The 23,106-nt window shown below is 62.8% G+C and carries 21 protein-coding genes and 1 pseudogene; 15 read left to right on the top strand and 7 right to left on the bottom strand.

Features of this window, described 5'->3' with window-relative positions:
* The first annotated feature begins 246 nt into the window (after positions 1–246).
* From nrdH to nrdE, 3 genes are all read left to right on the top strand, one after another.
* Complete coding sequence (nrdH, locus tag ACFT1A_RS24695) at positions 247–477, top strand: glutaredoxin-like protein NrdH (protein WP_019747886.1); 231 nt, start codon at positions 247–249, stop codon at positions 475–477.
* Between the two features lie 82 nt (positions 478–559).
* Entirely contained in the window at positions 560–1,039 is a 480-nt protein-coding gene (gene nrdI, locus ACFT1A_RS24690) for a class Ib ribonucleoside-diphosphate reductase assembly flavoprotein NrdI (RefSeq protein ID WP_003944767.1), read from the top strand.
* Entirely contained in the window at positions 997–3,180 is a 2,184-nt protein-coding gene (gene nrdE / locus ACFT1A_RS24685; RefSeq protein WP_378449137.1) for a class 1b ribonucleoside-diphosphate reductase subunit alpha, read from the top strand. The genes nrdI and nrdE overlap by 43 nt, the downstream gene beginning before the upstream one ends.
* Before the next feature lie 60 nt (positions 3,181–3,240).
* Here the strand turns inward: nrdE and ACFT1A_RS24680 are convergent, their stop codons facing one another.
* Together ACFT1A_RS24680 and ACFT1A_RS24675 are read right to left on the bottom strand one after the other, a co-directional pair.
* On the bottom strand, positions 3,241–3,453 hold the full coding sequence (locus tag ACFT1A_RS24680; protein WP_003944723.1) for a hypothetical protein: 213 nt from the start codon (positions 3,451–3,453) through the stop codon (positions 3,241–3,243).
* Between the two features lie 12 nt (positions 3,454–3,465).
* The gene (locus tag ACFT1A_RS24675) at positions 3,466–4,383 is read right to left on the bottom strand and encodes an SPFH domain-containing protein (protein ID WP_378449136.1); all 918 of its coding nucleotides are present in this window, start codon (positions 4,381–4,383) and stop codon (positions 3,466–3,468) included.
* Positions 4,384–4,553: 170 nt separating this feature from the next.
* Here ACFT1A_RS24675 and nrdF point away from each other — a divergent pair, with 170 nt between their 5' ends.
* A complete protein-coding gene (gene nrdF, locus ACFT1A_RS24670) occupies positions 4,554–5,519 on the top strand; it encodes a class 1b ribonucleoside-diphosphate reductase subunit beta (RefSeq protein WP_003944744.1) in 966 nt (321 codons plus the stop codon).
* Between the two features lie 95 nt (positions 5,520–5,614).
* On the opposite strand, the gene ACFT1A_RS24665 is transcribed toward nrdF, so the two are convergent.
* The 3 genes from ACFT1A_RS24665 to ACFT1A_RS24655 form a co-directional block, all read right to left on the bottom strand.
* A complete protein-coding gene (locus ACFT1A_RS24665; protein ID WP_378449135.1) occupies positions 5,615–6,088 on the bottom strand; it encodes an NUDIX domain-containing protein in 474 nt (157 codons plus the stop codon).
* A gap of 66 nt (positions 6,089–6,154) precedes the next feature.
* Positions 6,155–7,159: an iron-siderophore ABC transporter substrate-binding protein gene (locus tag ACFT1A_RS24660; RefSeq protein ID WP_378449218.1), complete on the bottom strand. Its 1,005-nt coding sequence runs from the start codon at positions 7,157–7,159 to the stop codon at positions 6,155–6,157.
* Positions 7,160–7,316: 157 nt separating this feature from the next.
* Positions 7,317–8,312, bottom strand: coding sequence for an ABC transporter substrate-binding protein (locus ACFT1A_RS24655; protein ID WP_378449134.1), 996 nt, complete (start codon positions 8,310–8,312; stop codon positions 7,317–7,319).
* A gap of 350 nt (positions 8,313–8,662) precedes the next feature.
* Between ACFT1A_RS24655 and ctaD the strand changes: the two genes are divergently transcribed.
* From ctaD to ACFT1A_RS24635, 4 genes are all read left to right on the top strand, one after another.
* Positions 8,663–10,453 carry a cytochrome c oxidase subunit I gene (ctaD, locus tag ACFT1A_RS24650; protein ID WP_020907234.1) on the top strand — a complete coding sequence of 597 codons (1,791 nt, stop codon included), beginning with the start codon at positions 8,663–8,665 and terminating at the stop codon, positions 10,451–10,453.
* Positions 10,454–10,569: 116 nt separating this feature from the next.
* Positions 10,570–11,790 carry a phosphoserine phosphatase SerB gene (gene serB / locus ACFT1A_RS24645; protein WP_020969288.1) on the top strand — a complete coding sequence of 407 codons (1,221 nt, stop codon included), beginning with the start codon at positions 10,570–10,572 and terminating at the stop codon, positions 11,788–11,790.
* Positions 11,791–11,861: 71 nt separating this feature from the next.
* Positions 11,862–12,608, top strand: a complete 747-nt coding sequence (locus tag ACFT1A_RS24640) for a peptidyl-tRNA hydrolase (RefSeq protein WP_378449217.1) — start codon at positions 11,862–11,864, stop codon at positions 12,606–12,608.
* Positions 12,609–12,644: 36 nt separating this feature from the next.
* Complete coding sequence (locus ACFT1A_RS24635) at positions 12,645–13,439, top strand: YitT family protein (RefSeq protein WP_378449216.1); 795 nt, start codon at positions 12,645–12,647, stop codon at positions 13,437–13,439.
* Here ACFT1A_RS24635 and glgX read toward each other — a convergent pair.
* A pseudogene (gene glgX, locus ACFT1A_RS24630) lies at positions 13,436–15,394 on the bottom strand (glycogen debranching protein GlgX); the annotation flags it as partial. The gene ACFT1A_RS24635 and the pseudogene glgX overlap by 4 nt on opposite strands.
* A 51-nt stretch (positions 15,395–15,445) precedes the next feature.
* Between glgX and ACFT1A_RS24625 the strand changes: the two are divergent.
* From ACFT1A_RS24625 to ACFT1A_RS24605, 5 genes are read left to right on the top strand one after another with little or no spacing between them, the layout of a single operon-like run.
* Positions 15,446–16,267: an ABC transporter ATP-binding protein gene (locus ACFT1A_RS24625; RefSeq protein ID WP_003944728.1), complete on the top strand. Its 822-nt coding sequence runs from the start codon at positions 15,446–15,448 to the stop codon at positions 16,265–16,267.
* Positions 16,268–16,323: 56 nt separating this feature from the next.
* Positions 16,324–17,142: an NUDIX hydrolase gene (locus ACFT1A_RS24620; protein ID WP_378449133.1), complete on the top strand. Its 819-nt coding sequence runs from the start codon at positions 16,324–16,326 to the stop codon at positions 17,140–17,142.
* A gap of 10 nt (positions 17,143–17,152) precedes the next feature.
* Positions 17,153–17,932 carry an enoyl-CoA hydratase/isomerase family protein gene (locus ACFT1A_RS24615; RefSeq protein ID WP_230812784.1) on the top strand — a complete coding sequence of 260 codons (780 nt, stop codon included), beginning with the start codon at positions 17,153–17,155 and terminating at the stop codon, positions 17,930–17,932.
* Positions 17,933–17,985: 53 nt separating this feature from the next.
* Positions 17,986–19,002 carry a class I SAM-dependent methyltransferase gene (locus ACFT1A_RS24610; RefSeq protein ID WP_003944733.1) on the top strand — a complete coding sequence of 339 codons (1,017 nt, stop codon included), beginning with the start codon at positions 17,986–17,988 and terminating at the stop codon, positions 19,000–19,002.
* A 1-nt stretch (position 19,003) separates the two neighbouring features.
* Positions 19,004–20,161 carry a class I SAM-dependent methyltransferase gene (locus tag ACFT1A_RS24605; protein WP_378449132.1) on the top strand — a complete coding sequence of 386 codons (1,158 nt, stop codon included), beginning with the start codon at positions 19,004–19,006 and terminating at the stop codon, positions 20,159–20,161.
* A 1-nt stretch (position 20,162) separates the two neighbouring features.
* Here ACFT1A_RS24605 and ACFT1A_RS24600 read toward each other — a convergent pair whose 3' ends face one another.
* Entirely contained in the window at positions 20,163–21,470 is a 1,308-nt protein-coding gene (locus ACFT1A_RS24600) for a PQQ-binding-like beta-propeller repeat protein (RefSeq protein ID WP_378449131.1), read from the bottom strand.
* A gap of 137 nt (positions 21,471–21,607) precedes the next feature.
* On the opposite strand from ACFT1A_RS24600, the gene ACFT1A_RS24595 reads away from it, so the two are divergent.
* Both ACFT1A_RS24595 and ACFT1A_RS24590 read left to right on the top strand, forming a co-directional pair.
* Positions 21,608–22,372 carry an acyltransferase gene (locus ACFT1A_RS24595; RefSeq protein ID WP_283303684.1) on the top strand — a complete coding sequence of 255 codons (765 nt, stop codon included), beginning with the start codon at positions 21,608–21,610 and terminating at the stop codon, positions 22,370–22,372.
* Positions 22,373–22,469: 97 nt separating this feature from the next.
* Entirely contained in the window at positions 22,470–23,105 is a 636-nt protein-coding gene (locus ACFT1A_RS24590; protein WP_378449130.1) for a maleylpyruvate isomerase family mycothiol-dependent enzyme, read from the top strand.
* Position 23,106: the final 1 nt, after the last annotated feature.

The following is a 23,106-nucleotide window of genomic DNA, read 5'->3' as shown; positions in this document are numbered from 1 at the left end:
AAAATGTGACGGGCGACACGCCGACGCGCCGGGAAATGAGGGCGCTGAACTGGGGCGACCTGGGAATTCCAACGATGTGACTCACAACATCTCGCGTTATGTGTTTCTGTCGGCCACTAGGTGTAGTGTCTTGAGCACTGAGAGACCACAACGCGGAACGCCTCGAGCGAGACTCCGGCAATCGGTCGAATCGGTGCTGAACATCACTACATCGGCCTTTGTTGGCTAAGCGAAAGAGGGACTCTCATGAGCATCACCGTCTACACCAAGCCCGCTTGCGTTCAGTGCAATGCCACCTACCGCGCCCTCGACAAGGCCGGTCTCGAATACAACATCATCGACATCACCGAGGATGCCGAAGCCCGCGACTACGTCATGGCTCTCGGGTACCTCCAGGCGCCCATCGTGGTTGCCGGTGAAGATCACTGGTCGGGCTTCCGTCCCGATCGCATCAAGACCCTGACCGTCGCTGCTTGAAGCGCCGCAGTGTCGGCGGTGGACACCTCCGCCGACACATCTGAGTAGTTCCGGGCACCGTACAAGAAAATGGTGACAACCGATGACTTCGCTGGTCTATTTTTCCAGCGTGTCGGAGAACACCCACCGATTCGTTCAACGTCTCGGCCTGCCTGCGACACGTATACCCATCCATGACCGTGACGGCTCATTTCGCGTAGACGAGCCCTATGTGCTGATTCTGCCCACCTATGGTGGCGGGGTCACCGTGACAGGGCGCGACACCAGTTATGTGCCGAAGCCGGTCATTCGTTTTTTGAACAATCCACACAACAGGTCGTTGATCAGAGCAGTGATCGCGGCGGGAAACACCAATTTCGGTGAGTCCTTTTGCTATGCAGGAAACATCATTTCCCAGAAATGCCACGTTCCTTTTCTGTACCGGTTCGAACTCATGGGCACTGCCGAGGACGTAGACCGAGTACGAGAAGGCTTGGGGGAGTTCTGGAATCATCTCGAAACAGAGAAGGAGCACGGGCAGTGGCGCCAACCATCACTGACACGATCGCGGCAGGAAGCGTAGAGCGTGATGCACGCGGCGGTGATTCCACCAACGGTCTCGACTACCACGCACTCAACGCCATGCTCAACCTGTACGGCGCCAACGGTGAGATCCAGTTCGAGATGGATGTCGCCGCAGCCCGTCAGTACTTCTTGCAGCACGTCAACCAGAACACCGTGTTCTTCCACAACCTCGACGAGAAGCTGGACTACCTCGTAGAGGAAAACTATTACGAGCCCGAGGTTCTCGATCAGTACTCACGTACTTTCGTGAAGTTCCTGATCGATCACGCGTATGCCAAGAAATTCCGCTTCCCGACGTTCCTGGGCGCGTTCAAGTACTACACCTCCTACACGCTCAAAACCTTCGACGGCAAGCGTTACCTCGAGCGTTTCGAAGATCGTGTCTGCATGGTTGCGCTCACCCTGGCCGCAGGCAACGAAGACCTGGCCGTCGAACTCGTCGACGAGATCATCGCCGGACGCTTCCAGCCCGCCACCCCGACGTTCCTGAACTCGGGCAAGAAGCAGCGCGGCGAGCCCGTGTCCTGCTTCCTGCTTCGCATCGAAGACAACATGGAGTCCATCGGTCGCTCCATCAACTCGGCACTGCAGCTTTCCAAGCGCGGTGGCGGTGTTGCCTTGCTGCTCACCAACGTTCGTGAGCACGGCGCGCCGATCAAGAAGATCGAGAACCAGAGTTCGGGTGTCATCCCGATCATGAAGCTTCTCGAGGACTCGTTCTCCTACGCCAACCAGTTGGGCGCGCGTCAGGGCGCCGGAGCTGTGTACCTGCACGCGCACCACCCCGACATCTACCGATTCCTCGACACCAAGCGTGAGAACGCCGACGAGAAGATCCGTATCAAGACCCTGTCTCTGGGCGTCGTGATCCCGGACATCACTTTCGAACTGGCGAAGAAGAACGAGGACATGTACCTGTTCTCGCCGTACGACGTCGAGCGCATCTACGGTGTTCCGTTCTCCGACATCAACGTCTCCGAGAAGTACTACGAGATGGTCGACGACAAGCGAATTCGCAAGTCCAAGATCAAGGCTCGTGAGTTCTTCCAGACCGTCGCCGAATTGCAGTTCGAGTCGGGCTACCCGTACATCATGTTCGAGGACACGGTGAACCGGGCCAACCCGATCGAAGGCAAGATCACGCACTCGAACCTGTGCTCGGAGATCCTGCAGGTTTCGACGCCGTCGCTGTTCAACGACGATCTTTCCTACTCGAAGGTCGGCAAGGACATCTCCTGCAACCTGGGTTCGCTGAACATCGCGAAGACCATGGATTCGCCCGACTTCGCCAAGACCATCGAGGTCTCGATCCGCGGTTTGACGGCAGTGTCCGACCAGACGCACATCTACTCGGTGCCGTCGATCGAGCAGGGCAACAACGACTCTCACGCCATCGGCCTCGGTCAGATGAACCTGCACGGATACCTCGCTCGTGAGCGGATCTTCTACGGCAGCGAAGAAGGCATCGACTTCACGAACATCTACTTCTACACCGTGCTCTTCCACGCTTTGCGTGCGTCGAACAAGATCGCCATCGAGCGCGGCTCGTACTTCAAGGGTTTCCCGGAGTCGAAGTACGCCTCGGGTGAATTCTTCGACAAGTACACCGACCAGGTCTGGGAGCCGGCAACCGACAAGGTCCGCGGACTCTTCGCCGATGCGCAGCTGCACATCCCCACCCAGGACGACTGGCGTGAGCTGAAGGCTTCGGTCCAGAAGCACGGTATCTACAACCAGAACCTTCAGGCCGTCCCGCCGACCGGCTCGATCTCGTACATCAACTACTCCACCAGCTCCATCCACCCGGTGGCGTCGAAGATCGAGATCCGCAAGGAAGGCAAGATCGGTCGGGTCTACTACCCGGCGCCCTACCTGACCAACGACAACCTGGAGTACTACCAGGATGCCTACGAAATCGGGTACGAGAAGATCGTCGACACCTATGCTGCCGCAACGCAACACGTCGACCAGGGCTTGTCCCTGACGCTGTTCTTCAAGGACACCGCCACCACGCGCGACATCAACAAGGCTCAGATCTACGCGTGGCGTAAGGGCATCAAGACGCTGTACTACATCCGTCTGCGTCAGATGGCACTCGAAGGCACCGAGGTCGAGGGCTGCGTTTCCTGCATGTTGTAGGGGCTTCGCCCCCGTGCGCCTTTTTGGTAGTGACTGCTACCGAAAAGGCGCACAGGGGTATCAGGCCGGCGGACGGCCGGGGCCGTGCATCTTGCCGGCATTCTTCGGCATACGACCGTGTTCGGTGAGTGCGCGCCGAAGGAGAAACTCGATCTGGGCGTTGGTACTTCGGAGGTCGTCGGCCGCCCACCGGGCGAGCGCGTCGTGCACCGCAGGATCCAACCGAAGCAGGATCTTCTTACGCTCGGATCTCGGAGCTGGATCCGTGGCCATGTGGCCTTTCCTTTACTGGTAGAGCGAACCGGTGTTCAGCACCGGTTGTGCATCGCGGTCGCCGCACAGCACGACCAGAAGGTTACTGATCATCGTTGCCTTGCGTTCCTCGTCGAGTTCGACGACATGCTTCTCCTCGAGCTGCTTGAGTGCCATGTCGACCATGGACACCGCACCTTCGACGATTTGCTTGCGGGCGGCGATCACAGCACCCGCTTGCTGGCGCCGAAGCATCGCGCTGGCGATCTCCGGTGCATACGAGAGCCTGTTGATCCGTGTCTCGATCACTTCGACACCGGCCGCCCGCACGCGGGCGTGAACTTCCTCCGACAAGGTGGTTGTGATGATATCGGCGTTCTCGCGCAACGAAACTCGGCCTTCGGCATCGTACGGATAGCTGCCGGCGATATGGCGGACGGCCGCCTCGGTCTGCACCGAGACGAACTCCTCGTAGTCGTCCACCTGGAACGACGCGAGCGCAGTGTCGGCGACTTGCCAGACGACCACCGCCGAGATCTCGATGGGATTGCCGTCGGCGTCGTTCACTTTCGCCTGACCGGTCTCGTGGTTTCGGATACGCGTGGAGATCGATCGACGGACAGTCAGCGGGTTCGTCCATCGCAGTCCCGGCGTGCGCAGGGTGCCGCTGTACGAGCTACCCAGGAGCTGAAGAACTCTGGCCTGATTCGGTTGCACCAAAGTCAGACCCATCAGCAGGGGGAGTGACGCGATGAACAGCACCACTCCGGCCGGAATCAGGGCAAAGAGTCCCAGAACTCCGCCTACGACGGACAGTGCGATTCCGGCCAGGAACAAAAGGACGCCGCCGAGGAGCATCCACCCGCCGGACAGGTCCCAGCCTGGGCGTTCGGCGATCGTGGTGGTGGCGACACCGGTCGGTTTCTCGGCCACGGTAGGGGTGCTGGTCATGCGAGACTCGCTTTCCATCGGTAAGTGATATTTAATTGATATCACATTTTTGATCCTTGTGGAGGGGCGCGTGCGACACATGTTGTTGTGTTGGCATCGCGGACCCGACACAACGGGTAGTGTTCAGGCAAGCCAACATTCGGCAGTATCTCTCTCGCTAGGTAGGAATTATGGTCAAGCTGGTCAGTCGCGTTTCCGCCATCAACTGGAACCGCGTCCAGGACGAGAAGGACGCCGAGGTGTGGGATCGCCTCGTCAGCAATTTCTGGCTGCCCGAAAAGGTGCCGGTCTCCAACGACATCCCGTCCTGGGGAACGCTGACCGCGCAGGAGCAGCAGCTCACGATGCGTGTCTTCACGGGTCTGACGTTGCTCGACACCATTCAGGGGACCGTCGGCGCGGTCAGTCTCATCCCCGACGCAATCACTCCCCACGAAGAAGCGGTCTACACCAACATCGCCTTCATGGAATCGGTGCACGCCAAGAGCTACAGCTCGATCTTCTCGACGCTGTGCTCCACCCCGGACATCGACGACGCATTCCGCTGGTCGGAGGAGAACCCCAACCTGCAGCGCAAGGCGCAGATCGTTCTCGACTACTACAACGGCGAGTCGCCGCTCAAGCGCAAGGTCGCCTCGACGCTCCTCGAGAGCTTCCTCTTCTACTCCGGCTTCTACCTGCCGATGTACTGGTCCTCGCGCGCCAAGCTCACCAACACCGCTGACCTCATCCGCCTCATCATCCGTGACGAGGCCGTGCACGGGTACTACATCGGCTACAAGTACCAGAAGGGCCTCGAACAGCTCACCGAGGCCGAGCGCGAAGAGCTCAAGAACTACACGTTCGAGTTGCTCTTCGAGCTCTACGAGAACGAGGTGGACTACACGCAGGACCTCTACGACGGCGTCGGTCTGACCGAGGACGTCAAGAAGTTCCTGCGCTACAACGCCAACAAGGCACTCAACAACCTCGGCTACGAAGGCCTCTTCCCGAAGGACGAGACGGACGTCAATCCGGCTATCCTGTCGGCACTTTCACCGAATGCGGACGAGAATCACGACTTCTTCTCCGGCTCGGGAAGCTCCTACGTCATCGGCAAGGCCGTCAACACCGAAGACGACGACTGGGATTTCTAGAGCGACCCGCTCGGGATTTCTAGAGCGACCAATACACCGAAGCCCGATTCCTGCACACGCAGGAATCGGGCTTCGGTCGTCCATGGGGGAGTGGACTAGCGTAGAAACCACGCTTCCGGCTTGTCCTGCAACGCTTTTTCGAGGCGTAGCCGCGAGGTTTCCGTCATGTCCGAGGGCAATTCGCCCGGCGCGAACCACGCGACCTCGAGGTTCTCGTCGTCTGCCACATGCGCTTCTCCGCCGGTCCACTTGGCCAGGAAGCACACGTCCAGGTACTGAGTCACGTCGCCGTTGGGGTACGTAATGGGTTCTGTGACATCGACACTCGTGATCCGAATCAATTCGGCGTCGACTCCGGTTTCTTCCTTCGCCTCCCGTACCGCCGCGGACGACGGCTCCTCGCCGGGCTCGAGAACGCCGGACACGACGGCCCATTGACCGTTGTCGGCTCGGCGGGTGAGCAGGACTCGGCCGTCGTCGTCGCGAATCACGACGCTCACTCCGGACAGCCACAGTGGGGCATGACCGACCTTCTCGCGCAGGGCGACAATGAATTCCGGGATCGGCATGGTCAGAAACCGACCATCACAGTTGCGGCGAGCTGCCTCGAATGTGGGAGTCGTGTTTCGTTCCGGTCAGCTCGCATATCCGTTCAAGGTTCCCTTCAAATCCGCCAATACGGCATGGGCGGCAGTCATCCCGTTTCCGTTCCAGATTTCGTCTTCCGCCACGAACACGCGCCGATCGGAGGCGGCGGCGAGGTCCTGCCACTGGTCGCTCTTCATGACCTCGGTGCCGTAGGTACGACCGTTCGGCCCGTCGAAGAGGACGTAGATCAAGTCACCTTCTGCTGCGCTGAGATCGTCGGCCGGAATCGGTGCTGTGGTCGCATCGGTCAATCGCTGCGCCGGTGGGCGCCGGACGCCGACGTCACTGAGGATCTGTCCGGCGAAGGACGCGGGACCCTCGATCTGCAGGTCCTTCGCACCGAACCGAACCACTGATGCCTGCGTCTGTGATGCATTCAATGTGTCGCCGATTTGCACGACGTCCTGCTGGTATCGATCGAGCTCCGTCGCCGCCGCTGACGAGCGGCCCAGTGCCTGACCGGCGAGCGCGAACTGCGCTTTCCAGTACACGGGATCGGACCCGGCGAACACGGTGGGCGCGATGGCGCCGAGCTGCCCGTACAAACCGTCGGACGCCGGACTCGACCCGAGGATCAAGTCCGGCGCGGCGGCCTTCACGGCGTTGACGTCAGGTGCGCTCACGGGACCGACACTCGGAATCTCCGAGATGCCGAAACCGAGGTACGACGGTTGAGGCGAGTCGACGCCGGTCGCAGCGCCCACCACGCGCTCCCACAGTCCGAGGGCGCACACGGCGTCCATCGAGACGCTGTCGAGGACCACGATCCGTTGTGGATCGGAAGGAACCTCGGCTTCACCCGCAGTGTGCACCACTCGACGCTTCACATCGGGGCCCGCTCCCGGGTCGGCCTGCGTCGGCGTCGGGCAGGCGGTGGCGGTGTCGCGTTCGATGCCCATCACGCCGGCACCCGCGATCGACGTGGTGGTCCGGACGATGGTGCTCGCGGGATCGTCCGACGAGTCGGACGAGCAGCCGCCGAGAACGAGCATCGTGGCCGCGATCCCCAGGATCGAGACACGACGAATGGACGTGCGGGCGATCGTGCGTGAGAGAACAGACGTGCGTGAGAGAACAGACGTGCGTGAGAGAACAGACAAGTCGACGGCTTCCTGTGTGAGCGGGCGCCGTTCAGGTTAGCTGCTCGACTCAGCTGTTCTGCTTGTCCACCTCGAACGTGTCCGAGAGGTCGTCGAGGATCATGTGCGCGCCCTGGACGCTGACCGGAGACATCCAACGTGAATCGTCCACGTCTACCTTGCGTCCTCGAAGTGTCTGCCACAGCGGGCTCTCGAGGAACGGCTTCGCAGCTTCGGCGCTCTTGCCCTCGGCGTCCTGCCAGGTGCTGATGAAGATGACGTCCGCGTCGGCCTCGTTGATCAGCTCGGGGCTGATCTTCATCATGATGTTGCCGGCGTCGGCGGGGTCGGGCCCCTGGTTGTCGGGGCGCTTCAGTCCTGCGTCCTGAAGAACGATGCCGCTGAACGAGGTGGTGCGGTAAAGGCGTGCGGTCGGTTCACCGGCGAATCGGACCACCGAGATGACCGGGTTGTCGGCCTTCTCGTTGATTTCCTTGCCGACGGCAGCCGCGCGAGTTTCGTACTCGGTGATCTTCGACTCGGCCGAAGACTCCTTGCCGAGGGCTTCACCGACCAGGCGAATGTTGTCCTTCCACGTCGGACCGGTCGTCTGGGTGAAGACGGTGGGTGCGATCGCGGACAGCTGTTCGTAGTTCTTCCCGTCGCGGACCTCGGCGGAGATGATGAGGTCCGGCTGCAGTGCGGCGATCTTCTCGAGGCTTGCGCTGCTGACCGTGCCGACCGAGACGGCGTCCGCGGCGAATTCCTCCCGGGAGGATCCGAGGTAGTCGGGCAGACCGGGCTCGCGGTAGTCGACATAGCCGACGAGCGGGGCTTCGAGGAGGAGGACGGCGTCGGTGAAGCTGTTGTCGAGCGCGACGATCCGCTGGGGCGCAGCCGGGATTTCGGTGCTTCCGCGGAAATGTTCGACGGTGCGGGGGAATGCACCCGACTCGGTCGAGGTGGTGGTTGCAGCCGGCTCGTCGTTACTCGAGCAGGCCGGAACAACCAAGGCGATCGAGGCTGCGGCCGCTACCAGCGCGGCACGGCGGGGAAAGAATTTCACTGATTGACTCCTGAGATGAGTTAGGCGAGGGTGACCTTATCAGTGGAGGAGTTGGCCGAAAACGGACACCGGCCGAAATCTTCGACGGGTGCGACACGCCGATTCGGAAGTGGGTTCGGACTCCCCGGGGAACATAAACCGCAGGTCGTTCGTTCGGTTCCCCGAAAAACGGATGCTCGAGTACGACGCAGAGTAGGACCGGGTCGCGGTGCCTCGGAGTCACGGTCTACGATTCGATGAGCGCAAGCCAGAAGCCGTTGTCCGCAGCCCGGGCGACGGACCCTGCGGGCGCAACCAAGGGCTCTGTAACGGAGTCTGCGGAGCGACCAAAGGCACATTCAGGAGGATCAGTGACTGCCGTAGCGCCCCAGCCAGTCCCCACGATAGCGCCGGCCAGGCCTTACCCGCCGCGGCAGGGACCCAAGGGCTCATTCATTTTCAAGATGATCACGACCACCGATCCCAAGGTGCTCGGAATCATGTACTTGGCGACTTCCATCGCCTTCTTCCTCATCGGTGGCCTCATGGCACTGATGATGCGTGCCGAACTTGCTGTACCCGGCATGCAGTTCCTTTCCAATGAACAGTTCAACCAGCTGTTCACCATGCACGGCACGATCATGCTGCTGCTGTACGCGACCCCGATCGTCTTCGGCTTCGCGAACTACATTCTTCCGCTCCAGATCGGTGCACCCGACGTCGCGTTCCCGCGTCTGAACGCGTTCAGCTACTGGCTGTACCTGTTCGGCGCGATCATCACGACGGCCGGATTCGTCACGCCCGGTGGCGCAGCAGACTTCGGTTGGACGGCATACACGCCGCTCACCAGCGCGCTGCACAGCCCCGGCGTCGGCGCCGACCTGTGGGTCTTGGGTCTGGCTGTCGCCGGCCTCGGCACCATCCTCGGTGGCGTCAACATGGTCACCACCGTGATCTGCCTGCGCGCACCCGGTATGACCATGTTCCGCATGCCGATCTTCACCTGGAACATCTTCATCACCAGCATCCTGATCCTGCTGGCGTTCCCGCTGCTGACCGCTGCATTCATGGGCCTGTTCGTCGACCGCCATCTCGGTGGACACATCTTCGACCCGGCAACGGGTGGTGTGCTCCTGTGGCAGCACCTGTTCTGGTTCTTCGGTCACCCCGAGGTGTACATCATCGCGCTGCCGTTCTTCGGCATCGTCTCGGAGATCTTCCCGGTCTTCAGCCGTAAGCCGATCTTCGGCTACAGCGGTCTGGTGTACGCAACGCTGGCCATCGCCGCTCTGTCGATCGCGGTGTGGGCTCACCACATGTACGCAACCGGCGCAGTTCTCCTGCCGTACTTCTCGTTCATGACGTTCCTGATCGCCGTGCCGACAGGTGTGAAGATCTTCAACTGGATCGGAACGATGTGGAAGGGGCAATTGACCTTCGAATCGCCGATGCTGTTCTCGATCGGCTTCCTGATCACCTTCCTCTTCGGTGGTCTGTCGGGTGTCATCCTCGCGAGCCCGCCGCTCGACTTCCACGTCACGGACAGCTACTTCGTCGTCGCCCACTTCCACTACGTGGTCTTCGGCACGGTCGTGTTCGCCACGTACGCCGGTATCTACTTCTGGTTCCCGAAGATGACCGGTCGCATGATGGACGAGCGCCTCGGCAAGTGGCACTTCTGGACCACGTTCGTCGGTTTCCACGGCACGTTCCTCGTGCAGCACTGGCTCGGTGCCGAAGGCATGCCGCGCCGTTACGCCGACTACCTGCCCTCGGACGGATTCACGGTTCTGAACTCGGTGTCCACCATCTTCGCCTTCGTACTCGGTGCCTCGACGCTGCCGTTCATCTGGAACGTCTTCAAGAGTTACCGCTACGGCGAAGTTGTCACCGTCGACGATCCGTGGGGCTACGGAAACTCGCTGGAGTGGGCAACAACCTGCCCGCCGCCGCGTCACAACTTCACCGAGTTGCCGCGCATCCGTAGCGAGCGTCCGGCGTTCGAGCTGCACTACCCGCACATGGTCGAGCGGATGCGCGCGGAAGCGCATGTCGGCCCCGGCCACGGTGGGAAGAACGCCAGCACCGTGCTCGAAGATGCTCGTCACGAGCCGCTGACAGTCGGGGACGAAGGCGACCCCGGCACCGACAGCCGCTCCTGAGCGAAGTAACACACTGAAGTAATCAGCGAAGGCCCCGCCCGAGTAACGGGTGGGGCCTTTCGCTTGGCACAATAGTGACGATAAAGACGCGAACGAAGAAACGATCGGAGTTTTCGGTGGGTGCCTCTGACACCACTGTTCTGGTGACTGTGACCGGGCCGGACCGCCCTGGCGTCACCTCGGTATTGTTCGCGGCGCTGTCGCGACACGATGTGCGTCTACTCGACGTGGAGCAGGTGGTGATTCGAGGTCGACTGACACTCGGAGTCATGGTGGCCTGCCCGAACGATCCCGAAGCGCTTCAGGAAGAACTCGAACAGGCGATGGCGACGGTCGGAATGAACGTCGACATAGAAATCGGTGCCGATCCCGGACGGCCCGCGGTGTCCACCCACGCGGTAGTTGTTCTCGGCAGCCCTGTCAATGCTCGCGCAATGCGATCGGTTGCACGCGAACTCGCGAAGCAGGGCGCCAACATCGATTCGATCCGTGGTGTCGCCGATTACCCCGTCACCGGTTTGGAACTCAGCGTCAGCGCGGCCGATACCGTCGACGGCGACGCGAAGCTGCGCACCGGACTCGCCGAGGTTGCCGCACTCGAAAACGTCGACATCGCGGTCGAGCGCGCAGGTCTCGCTCGCCGGGCTAAGCGTCTGATCGTGTTCGACGTGGATTCGACGCTCGTCCAGGGCGAGGTCATCGAGATGCTGGCCGCGAAGGCCGGCGTCGAGGACGAGGTCCGCGCTGTCACCGAAGCTGCAATGCGCGGCGAGATCGACTTCACCGAATCACTGCACCAGCGGGTTGCCACACTCGCCGGTCTCGACGCCTCCGTCATCGACGAGGTGGCAGAGAGCATCGAACTGACGCCGGGTGCTCGCACCACCATTCGTACCCTGCGTCGTCTCGGATTCCACTGCGGTGTCGTGTCCGGAGGCTTCCGACAGGTCATCGAAGGCCTCGCACACGAACTCGAACTGGACTTCGTACATGCCAACACCCTCGAGATCGTCGATGGCAAGCTGACCGGGCGTGTGATCGGTGAGATCGTCGACCGTGCTGCGAAGGCCGTAGCGCTGCGCAAGTTCGCCGATCAGGTCGGTGTGCCGATGGAACAGACCGTCGCCGTCGGTGACGGTGCCAACGACATCGACATGCTCAACGCCGCGGGCCTGGGTGTGGCCTTCAACGCCAAGCCCGCGCTGCGCGAGGTAGCGGATGCGGCTCTGTCGCACCCCTTCCTCGATGCTGTGCTGTTCATTCTCGGTGTGACTCGCGACGAGGTCGAGGCGGCAGACGCCGTCGACGGTGGCGTACGACGCGTACCGATTCCATGAGTTCCGATCCAGCAGTCACCTCCGATCCAGCAGTCACCTCCGATCCAGCTGTGAGTTCAGATCCAACTGTGATGTCCGGCCCCGATTCTCGGTGGCGCCAGCGTCACGCGGTGCTGGCCGCTGGATACGGTGGGCAAGACGATCCTGCGGATCCGGCGCTGGTGTTGGCGATGCCGATCGTTCTCCATATTCCGAAGGCAGACCCGCCGAAGCGCACGGCACTGCTCGAGGCTGCGGCAACCGCGGCAGTTGCCCTGTGCCTGGACGAACGCGTCGGGTTCACCGAAGACGGGGAACCCGGCCCGTGGCACGAGGATTATTCAGCCTGGGTGGGCGCCCGCATCCGGAAGGTGTCTCGTCGAGCGCGAGGTGCTCAGTGGCTTGCGGCGCAGGAGGTACCGGGCATCACCGTCGACGTGGATGGTGCCCAGGCGCGGGCTTTGGTTCCCGGGCCGGTCGGAGAACTGGACCCCCGAATCAAGAAGTTGCAGATCGGTGGCACCGATCTCGAGCACGACGAACCCGGACCGCCCGAGCCTGGACTGCCGGTGCTGTGGATCGACTCGGCGCTCGAGATGACGGTAGGCAAGGCGTCGGCTCAGGTCGGCCATGCCTCGATGTTGTTGGCAGCGGCCATGTCCGAGGAACAATGCTGGACCTGGGAGCAGAACGACTTTCGCTGCTCGGTCCGCGACGCGAGTCCGAAACAGTGGGCCGAGGCAGTAGATCGATTGAAGAAGTCGGAGGCCGTCGCGGTTCGTGATGCAGGGTTCACGGAAGTGGCGCCGGGTTCCATGACAGTCATCGCGGTTCCGTAAGACTCAACCGACCAGTCCAGTATCGGCAACTTGGCTATGGATGAACAGTCCAGTGGCCTTCAGGATGGTCGAGTGTTGATACGGAGATTTGCCTCGCTGTTCGTCGGTCTGTGGTTGTACGGGTTCTCGATGGCCATGATGATCACAGCGGGGCTCGGCCTCGATCCGTGGGATGTGTTTCATCAGGGTGTGGCCGAGCACGTTTCGCTCAGCTTCGGCGTGATCACTGCAATCACCGGTGCGGTGGTACTGCTGCTCTGGATTCCGATCCGTCAGCGCCCAGGATTCGGCACGGTCGCCAATGTCGTGGTGATTGCCATATCGGTGGATACTTCACTGGCCTTCTTGCCGGTCTTCGATTCCATGCCAGTTCGCGCTGCCATCATGGTCGGGGGAATTCTCCTCAACGGACTGGCCAGCGTTCTCTACATCGGCGCCGGCATGGGGCCGGGTCCTCGCGACGGATTGATGACCGGACTGGTCGCTCGCACCGGCCTGTCGGTCAGGCTCGTGCGTACCAGCATCGAAATCGCGGTCCTCGCTACCGGATGGCTTCTCGGTGGAACCGTCGGCGTCGGAACCGTGTTGTACGCCTTCGGAATCGGACCGACCATTCAATTCCTGATCAAGGTGCTGCCGGATTCCATGACAGCAGCGGTGACCGGCGGACGTGAAACCGAACGTAAGGCCAAGACCGTGGGTCCGGTCAACGAAATTACGGTGCCGACGGGAACTTCCGCGGTCGAGGCAGGCTCTCCGGTGGGTGACGCCGAATCGAACGATGCAGTCAAGGTGCCGTCGAACCATTCCGGAGTTCCGACGGTGACTTGAGCCGGTCCGCCGGAATGCAGGATCAGGAGCCAACTGTCGTCACCGAGAGGGCGCCCGGTCCGCGTGTGAGACCGAACGTCGGCGCCGTCGATCCAGGCCTGCAGGGTTCGGTGAGCCTCGTCGTACCACGCGGTGTCGTCGAACTCGATGCCGGCAGCGTCGAACCAGACGAGGTCCGGGTGTTCCAGTCTTCTTCTGCCTTCGAAGAATTCGGGCTGACGCAACGCCGGTGCCGCTCGGCGTAGTCCGAGAGCTCGGGAGACGAATCGCACCAACGACTGATCGGCGCTCGTCCAGTCCAGTGCCCACGACTGTGCAGGGGAGGCAAGAGCGGGAACACAGTACGCGTTGTTGTTCCCGCCCAGGCTGTGGCCGAACTCGTCACCGGCGGTGAGCATCGGTGTACCTGTCGACAGCACAAGCGTGGCGAGCAGCGCCCGTACGTGGCGCACCCTGGCGTCCTGAATTTCGGGATCGGTGCTCGGACCTTCGATTCCGTGGTTGAACGAATCGTTGTGATCGGCGCCGTCACGATTGTCTTCACCGTTGGCCTCGTTGTGCTTGTGGTCGTATGTCACTAGATCGGCGGCCGTGAACCCGTCGTGCGCGGTGACGAAGTTGATCGATGCCCAGGGGCGACGGCCGCTGCCGGCAAAGATGTCCTCGGAACCGGCGAGGCGGGACGCGACCTTCCGGACGCTGGAGCCGCCGTTCCAGAACTGGCGAATGGTGCTGCGGTACTTGTCGTTCCATTCGGACCACTGGAGTCCGAAGTTTCCGACCTGGTATCCGTCGGCAGTCGCATCCCATGGTTCGGCGATGAGCTTGCACCGAGTCAGTACCGGATCGGAGGAGATAGCCGACAGGATTGACGCGCGCTGGTCGAAGCCGCCGCCGCGCGGCCGACCCAACGCGCTCGCGAGATCGAATCGGAAGCCGTCGACACCCATTTCGGTGGCCCAGTAACGGAGGCTGTCGGTGATCATGCGGACGGCGATGGGGGAGCAGGCGTCGACCGTGTTGCCGCACCCGGTCAGATCGATGTCGCGGCCGTCGCTGTCGAGAAGGTAGTAGCCGGGACCGTCCAAACCTCGCCAGCTGACACTGATTCCGTCGACGCTCTGCTCGCAGGTGTGGTTGTAGACGACGTCGAGGATGACCTCGATACCTGCCGCGTGAAGTGCGTCGACCATGATCCGGAACTCGGTGACTTCGCTGCCCGGCGTTGCCGCGTATCCGGGATGCGGGGCGAAGTACGACGCCGTCGAGTAACCCCAGTGGTTGCGCATCCCTCGCTCGCGGACGCTGTGTTCGGTCAGAAACGCCTGTACGGGAAGCAGTTCCACGGCGGTGACGCCGAGTGCGACGAGGTGATCGATCACAGCCGGCGCGGTCAGACCGAGGTACGTTCCGCGGTGGGCTGCGGGAACTCCTGGATGCGTGGCGGTGTACGAGCCCACATGCAGCTCGTAGATCACGCTTTCCTCCCACGGCGTCTCGAGGCGGGCGGCGGCGGGCACGAGGCCTGGAGTCACCACGGACAGTGGCACGTGGCCGAGCGAGTCGAGCGTCGACGGGTCGCCGAAGGGATCGTCGGCGTACGACAGCAGGGCACGGTGATCACCGAGTTCCCCCTCGATGCGGCGCGCCCATGGATCGACGAGCAGCTTGTGTGGATTCAGTCTCAGCCCGGCGCGCGGATTCCACGGACCGCTCGCCCGAATTCCGTAACGCTGCCCCGCACCGATCCCGGCGATGATTCCGTGCCAGATTCCGTACGTGTGTTGCCGAAGTTCGACGCGATCTTCGTTTCCGGCCTGGTCGATCAGGCAGATGTGGACGCTCGACGCGGCCGGGGCGTGGACCGCGAACTGGGTTCCGGAGTCCACGATGTGGGCGCCGAGGGGGAACGGAGACCCGGGCGTCGGGGTGTGAGTTTCGATGAGAGGCGACACGCAAGATGATCCTGCCGTGAACGGCCGGAGAATGTGCGGGAAGATGTTCGGGTGCCGCTACCTGATCCAGATCTGCTCATCGATTTCGACAACGTACTCATCCGCCGGGGAGGGTCCACTCTCGTGGGTCCCGTCACCTGGAAAGTGGAGCTCGACGAGCGATGGGTGGTGCTCGGGCCCAACGGCGCCGGCAAGACGTCGCTGCTGCGAATAGCGGCCGGTGAAACTTTCCCGACCAGTGGTTCTGCCCACCTCCTCGGTGAAGTTCTCGGCAAGGTCGACGTCAACGAGTTGCGCCCGCGAATCGGATTGTCCTCGTCGTCGCTGGCAAACCGGGTTCCCGGCGACGAGAAGGTCAGCGACCTCGTCGTGTCGGCGGGCTACGCCGTTCTCGGTCGGTGGCGCGAGGAGTACGAATCCATGGACACCTCGCGTGCTGTGGAGATGCTCGAAAGCCTCGGCGCCGAGCACCTGGCGGATCGGACGTACGGGACGCTTTCGGAAGGCGAGCGCAAGCGCGTCCTCATCGCGCGCGCCTTGATGACTGATCCCGAGCTTCTTCTTCTGGACGAGCCGGCAGCCGGCCTCGATCTCGGTGGCCGTGAGGAACTTGTGGCCAGGCTCGCCGAACTGGCTGCCGATCCGGACGCCCCGGCAACCGTTCTGATCACCCATCACGTCGAGGAAATCCCGCCGGGATTCACTCACGCACTCCTTCTCAAGGAAGGTGAGGTCGTCTCCCAGGGCCTTCTGGACGACGTCATCACTGCCGAAAATCTGAGCGCGGCATTCAGCCAGTCCATCAGCCTCGACAAGGCGGACGGCCGATACTTCGCGCGCCGCGCGAGGCCGTCCGGAGCTCATCGCGCGTGAGCTTCAGTGGGACCTGAAATGCGGCCCAGATCACAGATCGCGTAGGTTCGCGAAGCATGGCTAACGAGAATGCAAACGCTGTCCCCGAGCCCAAGGACGCGTCGACCGTCATCTTGGTGCGCGATGCCGAATCCGGTATCGAGATCTTCCTGCTTCAACGAGTACAGGGGATGGCGTTTGCCGGGGGCATGACGGTCTTCCCCGGCGGCGGCGTCGACAAGTCCGACGCGACGGCCGAGGTCGAGTGGGCCGGCCCGTCGGTCGAGTGGTGGGCCGAGCGGTTCAGCACGGATGTGGCTCGGGCGAAGGCCCTCGTCTTGGCTGCGGTTCGGGAAACGTTCGAGGAGTGCGGCGTCCTGCTCGCCGGACCGACCGCAGGCACCGTCGTGGCAGACACGGCCGGCTACGCGCAGGACCGGGTTGCCCTCGAAAAGCACGAGCTGTCGTTCAGTGATTTCCTGAAAAAGGAGAACCTGGTCCTGCGAACGGATCTGCTGCGGCCGTGGGCGAACTGGATCACGCCGGTGGGCGAGACCCGCCGCTACGACACGCGCTTCTTCGTCGCGGCGTCACCGACCGGACAGATTGCGGACGGAGTCACCTCCGAGGCCGCCGAGGTTCGTTGGCAGAGCCCGCAGGACGCTCTTGCGCATTGGCGTGAGGGTGGCAGCATCCTGTTGCCGCCGACATGGAGTCAGCTGACCGAATTGGCCAAGTTCAGCTCGGTGGCGGAGATACTCGCAGCCGAGCCGGAGATCCCCGTCATCCTGCCTACGCTGATCACCGACGAGGAAACCCTGCGCGTGGAATTCCCGAACCAGGACGGCTACTACACCGCCGGACCGCATCCGTGGTCGATCAAGGCGGCAAAGTAGATTCTCGATCATGGCTGAATTTGTGACTCTCGAAGTTTCCGAAGGCATCGGCACCATCCGTCTGGCGCGCCCGCCCATGAACGCACTGAACCGTCAGGTGCAGGACGAGTTGGCAGCTGCCGCACACGCTGCGACCGTCGACAAGGCGGTCAAGGCCGTCATCGTCTACGGCGGGGAGAAGGTCTTCGCTGCCGGCGCCGACGTCAAGGAAATGGCCGAGATGGACTACGGCCAGATCCGTGACGCGATCGGTGGCATGCAGGCAGGGCTCGGCGCCGTGGCGTCCATCCCGAAGCCGACCGTTGCCGCGATCACCGGATACGCACTCGGTGGCGGACTCGAAGTTGCACTTTCGGCCGATCGCCGGATTGTCGGAGACAACGCCAAGCTCGGAGTTCCGGAGATTCTGCTCGGAATCATTCCCGGTGGCGGCGGAACGCAGCGCCTCGCTCGCCTGATCGGGCCGGCCAAGGCCAAGGATCTGGTCTTCACCGGCCGTTTCGTCGGGGCTGACGAGGCGTTGGCCATCGGGTTGGTCGACGAGGTCGTCGCTCCTGACGATGTCTACACCGCAGCCCGTACGTGGGCCTCGCAGTTCGTCGGAGGTGCGTCGCGCGCGTTGGCTGCTGCCAAGGCGGCCATCGACGAGGGTCTGAACACCGACCTGGAATCCGGCCTCAAGATCGAGCAGCATCTGTTCGCCGGATTGTTCGCGACCAAGGATCAGACGATCGGCATGGAGTCGTTCATCGCCAACGGTCCGGGCAAGGCCGAGTTCACGGGCGAGTAGGCTCCCCTAAACTAGAACTTGTTCATCTCTTACCAGCGAGTAGGATAGCCGCCATGACAGCCAGCCCGAATGACGACGCAACCGTCACGCCGCCCGCCGCTACCGACACCTCGGTAGTCGACCCCGCGCCGCGGCCGCACGCCACGGCCGAAGAGGTCGAGGCCGCTCGTAAGGACACCAAGCTCGCCCAGGTGCTCTACCACGACTGGGAAGCCGAAACTTACGACGACAAGTGGTCCATCTCGTACGACGAGCGCTGCATCGACTACGCACGTGGTCGTTTCGACGCCGTCGCGGGCGACCAGCCGCTCCCGTACGAGCGCGCCCTCGAACTGGGTTGCGGCACCGGATTCTTCCTCCTCAACCTGATGCAGGGTGGAGTCGCCAAAACCGGTTCGGTCACCGACCTCTCTCCCGGCATGGTCAAGGTCGCGCTGCGCAATGCCGAGAGCCTCGGCCTGCCGGTCGACGGCCGTGTCGCCGACGCCGAGACCATTCCGTACGAGGACAACACCTTCGACTTGGTTGTCGGCCACGCCGTGCTGCACCACATTCCGGACGTCGAGAAGTCGCTGCGTGAGGTCCTTCGTGTCCTCAAGCCCGGCGGACGTTTCGTCTTCGCCGGTGAGCCCACCACTGTCGGCAACTTCTACGCTCGCTGGCTCGGCCGCGCGACGTGGGAAGCAACCACTCGCGTGACCAAGCTGCCGTTCCTCGCAGACTGGCGTCGCCCGCAGGAAGAGCTCGACGAGTCCTCCCGCGCAGCAGCTCTCGAAGCTGTCGTCGACATCCACACGTTCGACCCCACGGACCTCGAGAACATGGCGAAGTCCGCCGGCGCCGATCAGGTCCACGCTGCCACCGAGGAGTTCGCCGCGGCGCTTCTCGGCTGGCCTGTTCGCACCTTCGAGGCGGCTGTTCCGCCGGAGAAGCTCGGTTGGGGCTGGGGGCGTTTCGCTTTCGGTGGTTGGAAGACGCTCAGCTGGGTCGACGAGAAGGTACTCCGCCACGTCGTTCCTCGCGGATTCTTCTACAACGTCATGATCACCGGCGTGAAGCCCGGAAACTGAATTGGGCTATGACTTCACCCTCGGCGACGTCGACTATCTCGGAAGTGATTCCGGCGTAGCGGCCTTGGCCGAGGTGGATCAGCTCGAACTGTCCACGCGTACGCGTCTGGCCGACATCGGCCGGGCGCGTACGCGTTTCGGTGATCACATGCCCGCGCTCGTGGACACCGTCCTACTTCGGCGCAAGGCGGCCGCCAAACTGCCGGGCAGTGAGCAGTGGTTGTTCACGGACGACGCGATGCAACAAGCCACTCCTGGCGTTGTCGCGGCCCACCGTGCGCAGCGTCTGATCGGTCGCGACGTCCATGACGTGACGTGCTCCATCGGCGCCGAACTGCACGCATTGACCGGCGTTGCGCATCGCGTGATCGGCAGCGACATCGATTCCGTTCGGCTGGCGATGGCGCAGCGCAATGTGCCGAGTGCAGCATTGTTGCGCGCCGACGCTCTCCGCCCGACGACCCGCGAAACCGTCGTACTGGCAGATCCTGCAAGGCGATCGGGTGGTCGCCGCACTCATGATCCCGCAGCGCTGATGCCGCCGTTACCAGACCTCATCGAGGCGTACTCCGGGCGAGATCTCGCCGTGAAGTGCGCTCCCGGACTCGATTTCGACAATCTCGGTTGGGCGGGCGAAGTCGAAGTCGTCTCGCTCGACGGCGGTGTCAAGGAAGCCTGCCTGTGGTCTTCGGGGCTGGCCGAGTCCGGCGTTACGCGTCGAGCGTCGGTGCTTCGCTCCGACGGGACCGGTTGGGCGATCACCGACGCCGAGGATGACGTCATCCCGGAGCAGGCACCGGGGGAGTGGATCGTCGACCCGGACGGGGCGGTAGTGCGCGCGGGCCTCGTGCGCCACTACGCGGCCAGACACGGCCTGTGGCAACTGGATCCGCGGATCGCTTATCTGACAGGTGACAGTGTCCCTGAGGGCGTTCGCGGATTCCGGATCCTCGAGCAGATCAAGTACTCGGAGAAACTGCTCAAGCAGACGCTGGCCAAACGGGACTGCGGTGTCGCCGAAATTTTGGTGCGGGGAGTCGACGTCGATCCGGCAGCGCTGCGTCCGCGGCTCAAGCTGAAAGGCTCGCTCGCGCTGAGCGTCGTGATCGTTCGGATCGGACGATCTGCGTCGGCCTTCATCTGTGAGGCATCCCGCTAGATCACTTGAAGACGAACAGCTCACCGATTGCGCTGGGCGTCAACACTTCACCCTTGGGTCCGATGGAAGTGCCGACGGTGAAGCCGACCGCGCCCGGCAACGTGTCCTGATCCACCGTCTCGCCGGTTTCGGTGTCGAAGGTGATCAGGCTCAGTCCGTTCTCACCCTCACGTACGACGGTGTATCCGGTGTTTCCGGCGGTCTGTGCCGGAACACCCAGCTGCAGAAGGTCCTTACGCTCCCAGACCAGTTCGGCATGATCTCCCTCGTCGCGCACGGCAAGGAGATGCCCCTTGTCGCCGCCGGCGGGGATGATCAGGCCGTCGTCGGACGTCGAGGCGCTGCCGGCCGAGTTGAAGCCGATGTCGTAACTCCACCGCGGGTCACCGGTTTCGGCGTCCACCGCCCAGAGTGATCCGTTGTTGTCGGTGGCGTACACGGTCTTGCCGTCCTTCGACAGGTCCGGGCTCGACGCAGTCCCACCGGGAAGCGCATCGGTGGACCACTCACGGGTGATGGACGGATTGTCGCCGCCCGTGTACTTCATGGCGACCAGATCGGCAGCCTGAGAACTGGGCCCGTAGAAGGTGAAGTAGAACTTGCCGGTGCCCAGGTCGACTGCCGGAGTATTGGCCACCGGGCAGCCGGACGTGCCGAGGAAGCACTCGTTCAAACCCTTGTTGTCGGGAATGAGTTCTGCGTTCGCGCCCTGGTCGATCGACGGCGGCGGGATCAGGTCGAACGACGGAAGAACCTTTGCGCCGGTCTGCGGGTTGAGCACGTTGATCTGGCCCAGTTGTGTGATGAACAGCAGGTTCCCGTCGCCGGTGAACTGCGACGAGAGCGGGGTACCGACAACAAGCGTGCGCCAACGTAATTGGCCTGTCTCGGTGAACGACATCATTGCGCCGCTCTCGCCGACGTAGACATTGGTGGCCGTGTCGACGATGGGCGTCGAGGCGACTACGCCGTCGTTGAGTCGAGCGCACCACTTCTTGCGACCCGAATCCATCTGGAACGAAAAGAGATTGCAGCCGTTCTCGGTGCGGGCGGTGACGAAGCTCTGGCCGTTCGCGGCCACCGAGGCGTACGCGGCAACCGGACCGCCGAGGGGTCGTGACCACGCGAACTCGATATCGCGTGATCCGGTGACCGGACTCGTGTCGCTGTTGCGTGCGTCGGCATGCATGGCCGGCCAACCCGCCGACGCGTACCGGTCCACCCGGCCGTCGTCGCTGCCGCAACCGGCGATCAGGACCGCAGCGATCGCCGTCGACACCATCACGGACGACCGTAGGACCCGCCGCATCACAATCTCCCTGCCTTCACTTCGTCAAGAGCCTTCGACAACTGCACAAGCCCGGACCAGAGACTATCCCGACCGGGGCAACGTGACGGGGCACACCCCGAGGGTCGGTGAGTCGGCCCCACGTAGGCTGAACACTCATGACGAGCATGTGGGGCGCACCGTTGCGCACTCGATGGCGGGGATCACGCCGAGGCGACAGCGATCAGGCCAAGTTCTTGACGGTCGATTCCCTCAAATGGGTTCTGGCGAACAAGGCGTACACACCCTGGTACCTGGTGCGGTACTACCGTCTCGCCAAGTTCAAGATGGCCAACCCGCACGTGATCCTGCGCGGCATGGTGTTCCTCGGCAAGAACGTCGAAATCCATTCCACCCCCGACCTGTCCCGCCTCGAGATCGGGCGCTGGGTGCACATCGGTGACGGCAATGCGATCCGGTGCCACGAAGGCTCGCTGCGCATCGGCGACAAGGTCGTCTTCGGCAAGGACAACGTCGTCAACACCTACCTCGACATCGAAATCGGTGCTTCGACGCTCGTAGCCGACTGGTGCTACATCTGCGACTTCGACCACCGCATGGACGACATCAACACACCGATCAAGGACCAGGGCATCGTCAAGGGCCCCGTCCGTATCGGCCCGGACACCTGGGTTGCCGCCAAGGTCACCGTGCTGCGGAACACCCGCGTCGGACGTGGTTGTGTCCTCGGGGCCCACGCCGTCGTCAAGGGAGACATCCCGGACTACAGCATCGCCGTCGGCTCGCCTGCGAAGGCGGTCAAGAACCGCAAGTCCGATTGGGAAGCCGGCGCTGCCGATCGCGCGAAGTATGTCGCCGCGCTCGAGGACATCGCGCGCAAGAAGGCTGCCGCAGACGCTGCCGACGCGTCGTCGACGTCGTAAGTCAATTTTCGACAGAGCCCGCGATTACTTTCGGCGCCGGCACCGGTCTGTATCGGTATCGGCGCCGAAAGTCTGCGTCGGTGAAAGGAGTGCCGACATGAGCGAACAGACACCCGAATGGGTCGTGGCGCAGCGCCGCGAACTGGTGGAATTTCTCGAAAGCCTGAGCGCAGAGCAGTGGAACGCGCCGACCCTGTGCGACGGGTGGCGCGTCCGCGAAGTGATCGCGCACATCACCATGCCGTACCGATACTCGGCGCCGCGATTCGTCGTGGAAATGGTCAAGTCACGCGGAAATTTCAACAAGATGTCGAATCGGCGAGCGCTCGCCGACGCGTCGGAAGTTGGTGAGCAACAACTACTCGCCTCGCTTCGTGACAACGTCGCACACCCGTGGAAGCCGCCGGGCGGCGGCTTCGAGGGCGCGCTCTCGCACGACGTGATCCACGGTCAGGACATTCGCGTGGCACTCGGCGACGATTACGTGGTGCCGGAAGACCGGCTCAGCCGCGTCCTCGGCGGCCTCTCACCCAAAACGGTGAAGTATTTCGGGACGGACCTCGACGGCGCGCGGTTGCGCGCCGACGACCGGGACTGGGAATACGGTGCGGGCGCCGAGGTCCACGGAGCGGTGCAGGATCTGCTGCTGGTGCTGTGCGGTCGGATGCTGCCGCCAGGCCATCTGCTCGGGGATGCGAGTTCTCGCTTCACCGCGCCGCTCCCGACCCTTTGAG

The organism is Rhodococcus sp. NPDC057135, assembly GCF_042670865.1.
Lineage (GTDB): Bacteria > Actinomycetota > Actinomycetes > Mycobacteriales > Mycobacteriaceae > Rhodococcus_F.
The sequence above is the reverse complement of the archived record's forward strand: the minus strand, read 5'-3'. Positions and strand labels throughout refer to the sequence as shown.

What these genes read in the sequence shown, in the direction of transcription:
- nrdH (WP_019747886.1), top strand. Translation starts at nt 247, where the DNA reads ATGAGCATCACCGTCTACACCAAGCCCGCTTGCGTTCAGTGCAATGCC.
- nrdI (WP_003944767.1), top strand. Translation starts at nt 560, where the DNA reads ATGACTTCGCTGGTCTATTTTTCCAGCGTGTCGGAGAACACCCACCGA.
- ACFT1A_RS24680 (WP_003944723.1), bottom strand. Translation starts at nt 3,453, where the DNA reads ATGGCCACGGATCCAGCTCCGAGATCCGAGCGTAAGAAGATCCTGCTT.
- ACFT1A_RS24675 (WP_378449136.1), bottom strand. Translation starts at nt 4,383, where the DNA reads ATGACCAGCACCCCTACCGTGGCCGAGAAACCGACCGGTGTCGCCACC.
- nrdF (WP_003944744.1), top strand. Translation starts at nt 4,554, where the DNA reads ATGGTCAAGCTGGTCAGTCGCGTTTCCGCCATCAACTGGAACCGCGTC.
- ACFT1A_RS24665 (WP_378449135.1), bottom strand. Translation starts at nt 6,088, where the DNA reads ATGCCGATCCCGGAATTCATTGTCGCCCTGCGCGAGAAGGTCGGTCAT.
- ACFT1A_RS24660 (WP_378449218.1), bottom strand. Translation starts at nt 7,159, where the DNA reads ATGCTCGTTCTCGGCGGCTGCTCGTCCGACTCGTCGGACGATCCCGCG.
- ACFT1A_RS24640 (WP_378449217.1), top strand. Translation starts at nt 11,862, where the DNA reads ATGTCCGGCCCCGATTCTCGGTGGCGCCAGCGTCACGCGGTGCTGGCC.
- ACFT1A_RS24635 (WP_378449216.1), top strand. Translation starts at nt 12,645, where the DNA reads ATGGATGAACAGTCCAGTGGCCTTCAGGATGGTCGAGTGTTGATACGG.
- ACFT1A_RS24620 (WP_378449133.1), top strand. Translation starts at nt 16,324, where the DNA reads ATGGCTAACGAGAATGCAAACGCTGTCCCCGAGCCCAAGGACGCGTCG.
- ACFT1A_RS24615 (WP_230812784.1), top strand. Translation starts at nt 17,153, where the DNA reads ATGGCTGAATTTGTGACTCTCGAAGTTTCCGAAGGCATCGGCACCATC.
- ACFT1A_RS24610 (WP_003944733.1), top strand. Translation starts at nt 17,986, where the DNA reads ATGACAGCCAGCCCGAATGACGACGCAACCGTCACGCCGCCCGCCGCT.
- ACFT1A_RS24600 (WP_378449131.1), bottom strand. Translation starts at nt 21,470, where the DNA reads ATGCGGCGGGTCCTACGGTCGTCCGTGATGGTGTCGACGGCGATCGCT.
- ACFT1A_RS24595 (WP_283303684.1), top strand. Translation starts at nt 21,608, where the DNA reads ATGACGAGCATGTGGGGCGCACCGTTGCGCACTCGATGGCGGGGATCA.
- ACFT1A_RS24590 (WP_378449130.1), top strand. Translation starts at nt 22,470, where the DNA reads ATGAGCGAACAGACACCCGAATGGGTCGTGGCGCAGCGCCGCGAACTG.